Origin of the sequence: Kitasatospora sp. SUK 42, from assembly GCF_015776785.2 — a bacterium.
In the GTDB taxonomy this organism is placed as follows: Bacteria; Actinomycetota; Actinomycetes; order Streptomycetales; family Streptomycetaceae; genus Kitasatospora.
On sequence record NZ_LFMD02000007.1, the window covers coordinates 1,242,972 to 1,254,601 of the forward strand.

Here is an 11,630-nt window from a genome sequence, read left to right on the forward strand (position 1 = left end):
TCGGCGGGTCGGGCGGGGGCGGGCGAGAGCGTAGCTGATCAACCGTCACGATCAGCTGAATCGAAGGTGCTTGGCCTTGATCACCACCCCTTCGAGCCCGATCCCTCCGACGGTCGTCCCCCGTACGGCCGCCACCCGTACGGCCGTCACCCGTCCAGGGGAACGCCCCCGGGTCTCCCCGAGGGCGTCACCCGTACGGACGCGGCTACTGCCGGGCCGCGCCCGCCGCCACCGGCCTGGTCCGCAGCAGCAGCCGGGCGGGCAGCCCGGTCGCGCCCAGGCAGAGCAGGACGGCTCCGGCGGCCAGCGGCACGGCGAGGGTCGCCGGGACGTACGGGGAGGTGCCCGCCACCCCCCGGGCGACCGGGACCAGCGTGATCCAGGCGATCACGGCACCGACCGCCAGCCCGGCCGCGGCGACCAGCAGCGCCTCCCAGCGCAGCATGCCGCGCACCTGGCGCCGGGTCGTCCCGGCCAGCCGCAGCAGCGCGACCTCGCGGCGCCGGTCCAGGACGGTCATCACCAGGGTGTTGGCGGCCGTGACGGCGGCGAACCCGCCGAGTACGGCGGCCATCACGGTGTTCGCCCAGCTGTTGAGCTCCATCATCCTGTCGGCCTGGGCGACGAACCCGGCCCGGTCGGTCACCATCGCGCCGCCCGGTCCGCCGAGGCCGCCCAGCGCGGCGGCCACCGCCGCACGGTCGGCGCCGGGGGCGTCGGCGACCAGCACCTGGCTGTCGTACCCGGCGGTGACGTGCGCGGCGACGGCGGCCCGGGGCAGCAGCGCCCGGCCGAAGCCGAGGCCGCGGTCGTACACGGCGACCAGCGTGGGGCGCACGGCGGTGCCGTCGCCGAGCCAGAGCGCGACGCGCTCGCCGACCTTCGCGTCCAGCGCGTCGGCCAGGGTGGCGTCCAGGGCGACGGTGTCGGCGCCCCGGCCGAGGTCGGCGAGCGAGCCGCTGCGCACGCCCAGGTCGAGCACCCGGGGCAGCCGGGCCGGATCGCCGTCCACGCCGAGGGCGGGGGCGGAGCCGAGCTGGCCGCTCTGCCGGTAGACGACGCCGGTGCGCAGCACGCCGACCGCGCTGTCCACCCCCGGCACCTTCGCCGCCCGCTCGGCGGTGCCCGCGGGCAGGCCGGGGCCGGTGGCGGCGAGCACGTGGTCGGCGGTGATGCCGGCGCGGACGTTCTCCCCGGTGGTGTGGCGCAGGGTGCTCTGGAGCACCAGCAGGGTGCCGCAGAACGCGGTGACCAGCACGATCGGGGTGATCGCGGAGGCCAGCCGGCGGGCGTTGGCGCGGGAGTTGTCGGCGGCCAGCGAGCCGGTGGCACCGCCCGCCCGCAGCGGGGCGCCGAGCACCGCGGCGGCGATCCGGGCCAGGTGCGGGCCGAGCAGGGCGACGGCCATCATGAAGCACATCACCGTGCCCTGCGCGGTCTGGGCGGCCTTGGCGCCGTCCAGCGCGGAGGCGACGGCGGCGGTCACCACCCCGCCGGCGGCGAAGACCAGGCCGAACGCGATGCGGACCTTGCCCGGCCGGGGCGGCTCGACGGCGGCCTCGCCGAGCGCCTGCCCGGGGCGCAGCCGGGACGGGCGGCGCGCGGCCAGGAAGCCGGCGGCGAGCGCGGCGAGGGAGCAGGCGAGGACGGCGGCGAGCATCGGCAGCGGGCCGACGTCCAGCCGGACGCCCGCCGGGACGGCGTCGCGGTCGACCAGCTGGTCGAACCACCAGTGGGCGAGGGCGAGTCCGGGCAGGACGCCGAGCGCGCCGGCGACGGGGGCGACGAGCATCGCCTCGGTGGCGATGGTGCGGCGGATCTGGCGCGGGGTGGCGCCGATGGCGCGCAGCAGCGCGAACTCGCGGGCGCGCTGGCCGGTGGCGAGGGCGACGGTGCTCATCACCACGAAGACGGCGGTCATGGTGGCGTAGCCGCCGAAGACGCCGCCGAGCTCGGTCAGCAGGGTGCGGGCCTCGCCGAGGGCGGGCTGTTCGACGGTGGCGCGCTCGTCCCCGGTGAGGACCTCGGCGTCGGCGCCGACGGCCTGGCGGACCTGGGCGGCCAGGGCGGCGGGGGTGACGCCCTCGCGGGGCTGGACGGCGATGGCGTCGATCCGGCCGGGGTGGCCGGAGAGGCGGTCGGCGGTGGCGTCGGCGAACCAGGCGGTGGGCCCTGCGGTGGATCCGGTAGCGGAACCGGTAGCGGGCCCGGTAGCGGACCCGGTAGCGGACCCGGCGGTCTGAGCGGCGGCGAGGCCGGAGACGCGGTAGCTCGCGGTGCCGCCGGGCGCGGTCAGGGTGATGCTCGCACCGGGCGCGAGGTGGGCGGCACGCGCCGTGTCGACGTCCAGCACCACCTCGTTCGCGCCGGGCGCGCGGCCCTCGACGAGCTTGTCCTGCGGTCCGGCGATGCCGAGCGCGGCGTAACCCCGGCCCGTCAGCGAGGGGATGGCAGGGGTGGGAGTCAACGGGAAGGCGGTGTCCGGTCGGGCGGCCGCGACCCTGGGCAGGGCGGCGATCCGGCCCACCAGTGCGGCGTCCGTACGGGCCCGCTCGGGCGTGGTCTGCCGCTCGGTCTCGGTGTCCTCGCCGACCTTCCGTTCGATCGTCACCTCCTGCCCGGCCGCCACCACCACCGGGCTCGCGGCGTAGCGCACCGGCGGGAGGCTCGCGGTCAGCCCGGTCTGCAACAGCGTGCCGCAGGCCACCACCACGGCGGCGCCCAGCAGCAGGGCGACCAGGGTGCCCACGAAGGAGGCGGGACGGAAGCGCACCGAGGCGCGGGCGAGTCCGTTCGTCATGCCGCCACCGCCACGCCCACCGGGCGGGCGGTCAGCGCGACCATCCGGTCCGCGACGGCCTGCGGGCCCGGGTACGGCAGGTCGTCCACGATCGCGCCGCCGGCCAGGAACAGCACCCGGTCGGCGAAGGAGGCGGCCACCGGGTCGTGGGTCACCATGACGACGGTCGCGCCCAGGTCGTCCACCGCCCGGCGCAGTAGTTCGAGCACCTCGTGCGCGGTACGGGTGTCCAGCGCGCCGGTCGGCTCGTCGGCGAACACCACGTCCGGGCGGGTGATCAGCGCCCGGGCGATCGCGACCCGCTGCTGCTGGCCGCCGGACAGCTGCCCGGGGCGGCGCCGGGCGTGCTCGCCCAGCCCCACCTGCGCCAGCAGCTCCCGCGCCCGGGCGCGGTCCTGGCGCTCACCGGCGAGCCGCTGCGGCAGCAGCACGTTCTGCTCGACGGTCAGCGAGGGCAGCAGGTTGAAGGACTGGAAGACGAAGCCGATCCGGCTGCGGCGCAGCTTGGTGAGCCGGTTCTCGCTCAGCTCGGTCAGCTCCTCGCCGCCGAGCCGGATCCGGCCCTCGTCCGGGCGGTCCAGGCCCGCCGCGCACTGGAGGAAGGTCGACTTGCCGGAGCCGGAGGGGCCCATGACGGCGGTGAAGCTGCCGTGCCCGAGCGCCAGGTCGATCCCGCGCAGCGCCTGCACGGTCTCGCCGCCGCGACCGTAGCTGCGGCGCACCCCGAGCAGTTCGATCGCGGGGCCGGCTTGCGGTGCGGCGGCGTACGGACCGGTGGTCGGGCGGTCGTGGCGGCGTGCCATGGATGGGGCCTTCCTTCGGGAATCGTCACTGGTCGGCGACGTGTTCCACGCTAGGGAGGCGGGCGTCCGCGAACCATGGAGGCCGCTGGCGGACGCGGGGTGGGGCTATCCCTACCAAGTGGGGCCGTCCCTACCAAGTGGGGCTGTCCCTACACCTCGCCGGAGGCGACCCCCAGGTAGGCGGCGCGCAGCTCGGCGAGCAGCGGGTGCGCGGGGTCGAAGGCGGTGGAGTCCACGGCGGCGAGCGGGCGCGGGCCGACGCCCGCGTTCACCGCGAAGGCCGCGTCGAAGCGGCCGAGCTCAGCCACCCGGAGCGGCTCACGGGACTGCGGGCCGCCGTACGCCCCGGCCAGCAGCGCCTCGGTGACGCCGGGCAGGCTGGGGCCCTCCGGCCACACCAGGTGCTCCCCGGCCAGGAAGCCGACGTTCCAGGTCGCGCCCTCGCACACCAGGCCGTGCTCGTCGGTCAGCAACACGTCGTCGAAGCCGGAGAGTTGGGCCAGGCGGCGGTGGTGGACCAGGCCGAACAGGCCGACGTGCTTCACCCCGGGCAGCTCGCGCCGGTACGCCGTCGTCCGCACCCGCAGCGGGGCGGGCGCGACCGCCCCCGCCGGACGGGTGGTCACCAGCAGCGCGGGCGCGGCCGGGGCGGCGGGGCGCTCCAGGCCGAGCGCCGGGTCGTACACGGTCACCCGGACGATCACCGGCGCGCCGTCGGCGGGCAGCACCGCGCGGATCCGCTCGCGCACCGCCGCCCGGTCCAACTCGGCGGCGAACAGCGTCCGGCAGTCACGGACCAGCCGGTCCAGGTGCAGCTCCAGCCCGCGCGCCCGGCCCGCCTCGACACGCAGGGTGGTGAAGTGCCCGTAGTTGAGCAGCCCCAGGGCAGCGAGCCGCGCCGCGTCGGCGGGCGCGCCGTCGATCTCGATCTCAGCCATCCCCCGAGTCTGCCAGCTGCGGGGACGCCGCCGGCCCGGGTCCGGGCTTCCGCTCCGGTTCGCACCCGGGTTCGCACTTGGGCTCGGGCTCGCGTTCCTGTCCAGGCAGGCGCACCGGGCGGTACGGGCTCACCGGCGTGCGCCCCGCCGTACGGGCGGCCTGCTCGAACTCCTCGATCTTGTACGCCAGGCCCTCCGGCTCGCCCGCGTCCGACCAGCGCCACGCCTCCGCCCACCACTGCGGCCCGCGCACCAGCGGACGGCCAGCGAGCGCCAGGTACAGCGCCAGCGTCGAACGGGCGTACTCGTGCACCCAGCCGTCGCAGCCCCGGTAGTCGGCGGTCTCGTCCAGCCGCAGCCAGCGGCCCTCCCGCCCGGCGGCCAGTATCGGCACCCAGCCGCGCGCCCGGTCCGCGACCAGCAGGAGCAGCCGCCCGTCCTCCTCCCGCACCCGGTGGAGCGGGAGTTGGGGCATCCGGGCCAGCGAGATCGACCGCTTCCAGCCGACCACCCACAGGCCCCGGCGCAGGTAGTAGCGCACGGCCGACTGCCAACTCCAGTGCGCCTCCAGCTGGAAGCCCGGCAGGCCCTCGGCCGTCGCCGCCCCGTACACCTCGTCCAGCGCGGCGGCGGCCAGCCCCCGGCCGCGCGCCCCGGGCCGCACGTAGAGGGAGGAGACGGCGAGTTGGCTCGGGCCCTTGGTCCAGTTGTCCACCGCGACCGTCCCGGCGACCGCGCCCCGCTCGTCCAGGATCCAGTAGCGCCGCCGGTACAGCTCACCGCCCGGCCACTCCCGGCCGCTCTCCCCCAGCCGCTCGCGCCAACCACGCTCGACCGGCGGCGCCAGCCCGTCCGGATCCACCAGCTCGCCCAGCTCGCCCTCCACCAGGGACGCCAAGTCCCAGAGGGCGAACCGCCGTTCCTCCCCCGCCAAGCAGGCCCGCAGCCGCGTCCCGGCCCCCAGCCGGTCCTGCGCCCGCTCCACCGCCGCATCCCACGACCTCACCACAGCGCCACACCATAGCGGCCCTCCGGGCACGACCCGTAATCCGTCAGCCACCGAACGTCAGCCCGATCCGGGGCCGGGCGATGGTGGGGAAAACCCGACCACAGGAGTCGACTTGGCCGTGCTGACCGCGCCGACCTGCGCCGATGCAATGGAGGGGTGAGCGAACGGGCGTGGTGGTGGTGCGGCGGGTGGCTGGTCGCGGCCGGGTGGGCGGGGGTTTTCCCGCTGGTGTCCGGGCTCGGGCCGCACCGGATGTGGGGGGCCTGCGCGGCCCTCGGGTACGGGGCGGCGGCGCTCGCCGCGGTGGTGGTGCGGCGGCGCGGACGCGAGGTGTCCGTGGCCGTCGCGCTGGTCGGGTCGGTGCTGGTGCCGCTGCTCGCGCTGGTGCTGACCGGGCGGGGGCAGAGCGAGGTCGGGGTGATCGAGCGCTCCGGGGTGCTGCTGCTGCACACCGGGACGCCGTACCTGGCCGAGCCGCGGACCGTCGACGAGTACAACCCGTACCTGCCGGGGATGGCCCTACTGGGCCTGCCCCGGGCGGTGCTCGGCGCCTCGCCGTTCGGGTCCTCGCCATTCGGCGATGCGCGGTTGTGGTGCGCGCTGGTGTTCCTGCTCTGCGCGCTGCGGACGGTGCCCGCCGGGCGCCGGCTCGGCGGGCACGCGCTCGGCGGGTACACGCTCGGCAGGCACGCGCTCGGCGGGTACGCGCTCGGCGGGCACGCGCTCGGCGGGTACGCGCTCGGCAGGCACGCGCTCGGCGCCTACACGCTCACCGCCTCGCCGGTGGTCGCCCTGCCGTTGTGCGTCAGCGGCGTCGACCTGCCGCTCACCGGCCTGTGCTGGCTCGCGCTGGTACGGGCCGGTGAACGGCGGCCGGTGGCGGCCGGGTTGGCGCTGGCGGCCGCCTGCTCGCTCAAGTGGACGGCCTGGCCGGCCGTCGCCGTGGTCGCCGCGCTGCTGGCGGCCACGGCCGGACGGCGCGCGGCGCTGCGCGGGGCCGCCGTCGCGGTGGGCGGGGCCGCGCTGCTGGTGCTGCCCGGCGCGCTGCGGTCGCCGGGGCCGCTGGTGCGGCAGGTGTTCGCCTTCCCCACCGGGCGCGGCGACCTGCCCACCCCGGCCGCCAGTCCGCTGCCCGGGCAGCTACTGGCCGGGTTCGGCCCGCCCGGCTGGTACGCCGCCGTCGGCCTGCTGCTGCTCGCCGGGCTCGCCGTCGGGGCCTCCCTGCTGCTGCGCCCACCCCTGAACACGGCGGGCGCGGCCCACCGGCTGGCCCTCGGGCTCACCGCGGCCTTCCTGCTCGCGCCCGCCGGCCGCTTCGGCTACCTCGCGCTGCCGCTCGTCCTCGTCCTGCTCGCGTCCACATCCGTTCGGAAAGGCCTGCCATGGGCTCCACCCTCGTCGTCACCAACGACTACCCGCCCCGCCAGGGCGGCATCGAGACCTTCGTCCACGCCATGGCCGCCCGCCTGCCCGGGGAGGTCGTGGTCTACACCTCCGCCGAGCCCGGCGCGGCCCGCCACGACGCAGGCCTCCCCTTCCCGGTGATCCGCGACCGCGCCCGCACCCTGCTGCCCACCCCGCGGGTCACCCGCCGCGCCGCCGAACTGGCCCGCGCGCACGGCTGCGACCGGGTCTGGTTCGGCGCGGCCGCCCCGCTCGCCGCGATGACGCCCGGCCTGCTGCGCCTGGCCCCGGACATCCGGCGCACCGTCGCCACCACCCACGGCCACGAGATCTGGTGGGCCCGCACCCCCGGCGCCCGCCGGCTGCTGCGCCGGATCGGGAGCAGCGTGGACGCGGTCACCTACCTCGGCGAGTACACCCGCGCCCGGATCGCCCCGGCGCTCGGGCCGGACGCCCGGCCGGCGCGGCTGGTGCCGGGCGTCGACCCGGCGGTGTTCCGGCCGGCCGGCGGCGTCCGGGGGCCGGGCCCGGTGATCCTGTGTGTGGCCCGGCTGGTCCCGCGCAAGGGGCAGGACGTGCTGATCCGCGCCCTTCCCGCGATCCGCCGGGCCGTCCCCGGGACGGTCCTGGTGCTGGTCGGGCGGGGCCCGTACGAGGACCGGCTGCGCGCGCTGGCGCTGCGGCACACCGAGCCGGGCAGCGTCGAGTTCGCGGGCGGCCTCGACCACGCCGCGACCGCCGCCCACTACGCGGCCGCCGACGTGTTCGCCATGCCCTGCCGCACCCGCCGCCTGGGGCTGGAGGCCGAGGGCCTCGGCATCGTCTACCTGGAGGCGGCTGCCGCCGGCCTGCCCGTGGTGGCCGGCCGCTCCGGCGGCGCCCCCGACACCGTCCTGGACGGCGTCACGGGTTCGGTCGTCGACGGCCGCAACCCGGCGGAGGTCGCCGCCGCCCTCACCCGGCTGCTCCTGGCGTCGCCCGCCGAGCGCGCCCGGATCGGCGCGGCGGGGCGGCGCTGGGCCGCGGAGCACTGGAGCTGGGAGTCCTCGGCGCGGCGGCTGGCCGAACTCCTGGACCCTGAGCTGCCGTTCACCGCTCCGGGCGATCCGACGTCGGCGCCCGGCCGGGTCACTCCGGCTGGCCCCGCCGGAGCCTGACCAGTTGCGCGACCGCGTGCGTCCCGCCGCCGCGACGGACCGCCTTCACCCACTTGCGGGCCTGGCTCCGCATGTCGTCGCGGCGCGGGCACGCGTAGCTGAACGCCTGGGCCCTGTCCGGGCGATCCGATGTCGGCGCCCGACCGGGTCACTCCGGCTGACCCCGCAGGCGCCTGACCAGTTGCGCGATCGCGCGTGCCCCGCCGTTGCCCTGCACCGCCGCCACCCACCTCCCGGCCTCGCCCCGCAGGTCGTCGCGGCGCGGGCAGGAGAAGCTGAACAGCCAGACGTGGGCGGACAGATCGCGTTCCGGCAGGGCCTGCCAGGCCTCGCCCCCGGCCTCGTCCAACGCCTTCGCGCAGGCCGCCAGGGCGCGGTCGCCGTCCGCGTCCCACTCGTGCCGCAGCCACAGCAGGAAGTTCGTCTCGGCCGCCGTGGCGTCGTCCCTGCTCGCCTCGCCCTTGAGCAGCCGGTTGACGATGGCGCTCTGCGGTTCCCGTACCCTTGCCATGACGCCATCGTTGAGCATCACCACCACGGTGACAAGTGGGCGAATCGGCTCCGCCCCGCGGCGGGTTCACTCCCCCCGCAGGTGCGCCAGCACGGCCAGCACCCGCCGGTTGCCCTCGGTCGGGTCCAGGTCGAGCTTCATGAAGATGTTGCCGCAGTGCTTGACCACCGAGGCCTCGGTGATGCTCAACCGGCCCGCGACGGCCTGGTTGTTGAGACCCTCCGCCATCAGCGCCAGCACCTCGCGCTCGCGCGGGGTGAGGCGGGCCAGCGGCCGGTCGGCGGACTGGGAGCGCAGCAGGACCCGGACCACGTCGGGATCGATGACGGTCTCCCCGGCCACGACCCGGCGCAGCGCGTCGAGGAAGTCGGCGACGTCGCCGACCCGGTCCTTCAACAGGTAGCCCAGGCCCGCCGGTTGGGCACCGGCGGCGGCGAGCAGCCGGGTGGCGTACGGGGTGGCCACGTACTGGGAGAGGACCAGGACGGGCAGGCCGGGGTGGCGCTCGCGCAGGGCGAGGGCGGCACGCAGGCCCTCGTCGGTGTGGTCGGGGGGCATCCGGACGTCGGTGACCACGATGTCCGGCCGGTCGGCGTCGACGGCCGCGACCAGGGCCTCGGCGTCGCCGACGGCCGCGGTGACCTGGTGGCCGCCGAGGCCGAGCAGTTCGACCAGTCCGGCGCGCAGCAGCACCGCGTCCTCGGCGATCACGACCCGGAGCACGGGACCTCCAGCCGCAGCGTCGTCGGGCCGCCCTTCGGGCTCGTCACCATCAACCGTCCTCTCAGCAGTGCCACCCGGTCGGCGAGTCCGGCCAGTCCGGCCCCGGCGGCCGGGTCGGCCCCGCCGCGGCCGTCGTCGGTCACCTGGACGACCAGCCGGCCGCCCACGACCCGCCCGTGGACGGTGATCGCGGTGGCGCCGCTGTGTTTGGCGGCGTTGGTGAGCGCCTCGGTGACGGTGAAGTAGGCGGTGGTCTCCACCGGCGCGGGCAGCCGCTCCGGGAGCTCGACGTCGGTGGCCACCGGGATCGGGTGGTGCAGCGCGACCTCGGCGACGGCGGCGGCCAGGCCGTGGTCGGTGAGCACCTGCGGGTGGATGCCGCGCACCAGCGAGCGCAGCTGCTCCAGCGCCTGCCGGGCCTCGCCGCGCGCCCGGGCGACCAGCTCCGCCGCCCGGTCGTCCGGGGAGGCCGGTTCCGTCGCCTGGTCCGCCCGCGAGGTCGCTTCCGCCGTCTGCGCCGCCCGGCCGCGCAGCTCGTACTCGGCCAGCCCGAGCGTCATGCTGAGCGCCACCAGCTGCTGCTGCGCGCCGTCGTGCAGGTCGCGCTCGATCCGGCGCCGCTCGGCCTCGAAGGCGTCCGCCAACCGGGCCCGGGAGCGGGTGAGTTCGAGCACCTGCCGGCCGAGGTCGTCCTCCCGGGGCCCGAGCAGGAAGCGGGCCAGCGCGACCTCCACCCCGGTCAGCAGCGCCCCCGCGTACGCGCAGAGCAGCAGCCCGGCCAGCCCGGCGGCGCTGAACGGCAGGGCGGCGGCCGGTCCGGACACGGCGTGCCCGGGCAGGAGCATCACGCTCTCCGGGGCGAGCGCCCAGACCACCAGCGGGGAGAGCAGGAACGCGCCGGAGAGCAGCAGCAGGGCGGTGCAGCCGAGCGAGGCGGCGGCCAGCACCGTCGAGGCGAGCCCGGCGTGGGCCAGCTCGCGCCAGGTGGCGCGCTCGCGCAGCCGGGTACGGATCCGGGCGCGGCGCCCGGCCCCGGGCAGCCGGCGGTGCGGGTCGGGCACCGGGACTGGCTCGACCAGCCGCAGCCGCCACCGCTGCACGGTGGCCACCGGAATGCCCGCCAGCGCGAGGGCGAGCAGCAGCGGCAGCCCGATCCCGACCACCGACAGGCCCACCCCGGCGACCAGCAGCACCGCGAGCACGGCCAGCAGCGGCGGCCCGAGCAGCACCCCGCCCAGCAGGTGCGCCCAGCAGCGCGGCACCCAGCCGGTGAGCGGGAAGCGCAACGGACGGGCCCGCAGTGCGGCCCAGACGGCCACCGGCTGCGGGTCCTCGTTCACCCGATCACTCTAACCAACCCGCTGACGGTCCTTCGGGGCGGCGACGGGCACCTTGCGGGGCCTGGTCAGGGCGACGGCGGCGATCACCAGGGCCCCGCCCACCAGCGCGTTCCAGCCGACCGGCTCGGCCAGGAAGGCCGCGCCGAGGGCGGTGGACCACAGCGGCGTCACATAGGTGACCGCGGAGGCCACCGCCGTGCCCGCCGCCCGGACCAGGCCCAGGTTGAGCAGGTACGCCAGGCCCGTACCGAGCGCGCCGAGCACCAGCAGGGCGGCGGCCGCGGCGCGGCCCGGCCAGTGCGGGGCGCCCGCCACGACCGGGGCGACCAGCGCCAACTCGACTGCGGCGCAGCCGATCTGGAGCGCGGAGAGGGTGGTCACCGACTCCGGGCGGCCGGACAGGAAGCGGCGCAGGTACGCGAACCCCGCGCCGTAGCAGCAGGCCGCGGCCAGGCACGCCAGGCCCCCGACGATCACGCCGGAGCCGAGGCCGTGCCAGACCCCGAACACGGTGAGCACCCCGAGGAAGCCCAGCGCGAGGCCGGAGAGCCGACGGGCACCCGGGCGGCGCTCCTCGGGAACGGTGAGCACCGCGAACAGCAGGGTGAACAGCGGGGTGGTCGCGTTCATCACCCCGGCGAGCACCGAGCTGACCCTGGTCTCGCCGAACGGGAACAGGATGAACGGCACCGTGTTGAGCAGCACCGCGACCACCGCCGAGTGCCCCCACAGCGCCCGGTCGCGCGGGGCCCGCTCACCGCGCAGCAGCAGGACCGCCCACAGCGCGACGGCCCCGAACAGGCAGCGCCACAGCGCCACCCACACCGGCGGCACGCCCGCGTCGACCGCCACCTTGATCAGGGCGAAGCTCGCGCCCCAGATCGCCGACAGTGCCACGAAGCCCGGCAACCAGCGCCGCACCCCGACCACCTCCGTCCTCCCGTT

The 11,630-nt window shown here is 76.9% G+C and carries 10 protein-coding genes; 2 read left to right on the forward strand and 8 right to left on the reverse strand.

The genetic code is table 11. The annotated features are described in order from the left end of the window. Window positions 1-205: 205 nt before the first annotated feature. The 4 genes from RZ50_RS27155 to RZ50_RS27170 form a co-directional block, all read right to left on the reverse strand. Window positions 206-2,800 (reverse strand): FtsX-like permease family protein, encoded by a 2,595-nt coding sequence (locus RZ50_RS27155; RefSeq protein ID WP_196952445.1) that lies wholly within the window; start codon window positions 2,798-2,800, stop codon window positions 206-208. Further along, window positions 2,797-3,603 carry an ABC transporter ATP-binding protein gene (locus RZ50_RS27160; protein ID WP_196952444.1) on the reverse strand — a complete coding sequence of 269 codons (807 nt, stop codon included), beginning with the start codon at window positions 3,601-3,603 and terminating at the stop codon, window positions 2,797-2,799. Before RZ50_RS27160 ends, RZ50_RS27155 begins: the two co-directional genes overlap by 4 nt. Window positions 3,604-3,752: 149 nt before the next feature. Continuing rightward, on the reverse strand, window positions 3,753-4,541 hold the full coding sequence (locus RZ50_RS27165; protein WP_196952443.1) for an aminotransferase class IV: 789 nt from the start codon (window positions 4,539-4,541) through the stop codon (window positions 3,753-3,755). After that, window positions 4,534-5,547: a GNAT family N-acetyltransferase gene (locus tag RZ50_RS27170; protein ID WP_196952442.1), complete on the reverse strand. Its 1,014-nt coding sequence runs from the start codon at window positions 5,545-5,547 to the stop codon at window positions 4,534-4,536. The genes RZ50_RS27165 and RZ50_RS27170 overlap by 8 nt, the downstream gene beginning before the upstream one ends. A 159-nt stretch (window positions 5,548-5,706) precedes the next feature. Here RZ50_RS27170 and RZ50_RS30250 point away from each other — a divergent pair, with 159 nt between their 5' ends. Together RZ50_RS30250 and RZ50_RS27180 are read left to right on the forward strand one after the other, a co-directional pair. Further along, complete coding sequence (locus tag RZ50_RS30250; protein ID WP_308272346.1) at window positions 5,707-7,095, forward strand: glycosyltransferase 87 family protein; 1,389 nt, start codon at window positions 5,707-5,709, stop codon at window positions 7,093-7,095. Further along, complete coding sequence (locus RZ50_RS27180; protein WP_374200000.1) at window positions 7,005-8,111, forward strand: glycosyltransferase family 4 protein; 1,107 nt, start codon at window positions 7,005-7,007, stop codon at window positions 8,109-8,111. Before RZ50_RS30250 ends, RZ50_RS27180 begins: the two co-directional genes overlap by 91 nt. 148 nt (window positions 8,112-8,259) lie before the next feature. Here RZ50_RS27180 and RZ50_RS27185 read toward each other — a convergent pair whose 3' ends face one another. The 4 genes from RZ50_RS27185 to RZ50_RS27200 all read right to left on the reverse strand — a co-directional run bounded on the left by RZ50_RS27185 (window position 8,260) and on the right by RZ50_RS27200 (window position 11,606). Beyond that, window positions 8,260-8,622, reverse strand: a complete 363-nt coding sequence (locus tag RZ50_RS27185) for a hypothetical protein (RefSeq protein ID WP_196948397.1) — start codon at window positions 8,620-8,622, stop codon at window positions 8,260-8,262. Between the two features lie 66 nt (window positions 8,623-8,688). Further along, on the reverse strand, window positions 8,689-9,345 hold the full coding sequence (locus tag RZ50_RS27190) for a response regulator transcription factor (RefSeq protein ID WP_196948398.1): 657 nt from the start codon (window positions 9,343-9,345) through the stop codon (window positions 8,689-8,691). Further along, window positions 9,330-10,685 carry a sensor domain-containing protein gene (locus RZ50_RS27195; RefSeq protein ID WP_308272349.1) on the reverse strand — a complete coding sequence of 452 codons (1,356 nt, stop codon included), beginning with the start codon at window positions 10,683-10,685 and terminating at the stop codon, window positions 9,330-9,332. Before RZ50_RS27195 ends, RZ50_RS27190 begins: the two co-directional genes overlap by 16 nt. Before the next feature lie 9 nt (window positions 10,686-10,694). Beyond that, window positions 10,695-11,606, reverse strand: coding sequence for a DMT family transporter (locus RZ50_RS27200; RefSeq protein WP_308272350.1), 912 nt, complete (start codon window positions 11,604-11,606; stop codon window positions 10,695-10,697). Window positions 11,607-11,630: the final 24 nt, after the last annotated feature.

Bases quoted from the DNA above. Each gene is read 5' to 3' on its own strand.
- RZ50_RS27160 (WP_196952444.1), bottom strand. From the start codon at position 3,603: ATGGCACGCCGCCACGACCGCCCGACCACCGGTCCGTACGCCGCCGCA.
- RZ50_RS27165 (WP_196952443.1), bottom strand. From the start codon at position 4,541: ATGGCTGAGATCGAGATCGACGGCGCGCCCGCCGACGCGGCGCGGCTC.
- RZ50_RS27185 (WP_196948397.1), bottom strand. From the start codon at position 8,622: ATGGCAAGGGTACGGGAACCGCAGAGCGCCATCGTCAACCGGCTGCTC.
- RZ50_RS27155 (WP_196952445.1), bottom strand. From the start codon at position 2,800: ATGACGAACGGACTCGCCCGCGCCTCGGTGCGCTTCCGTCCCGCCTCC.
- RZ50_RS27180 (WP_374200000.1), top strand. From the start codon at position 7,005: ATGGCCGCCCGCCTGCCCGGGGAGGTCGTGGTCTACACCTCCGCCGAG.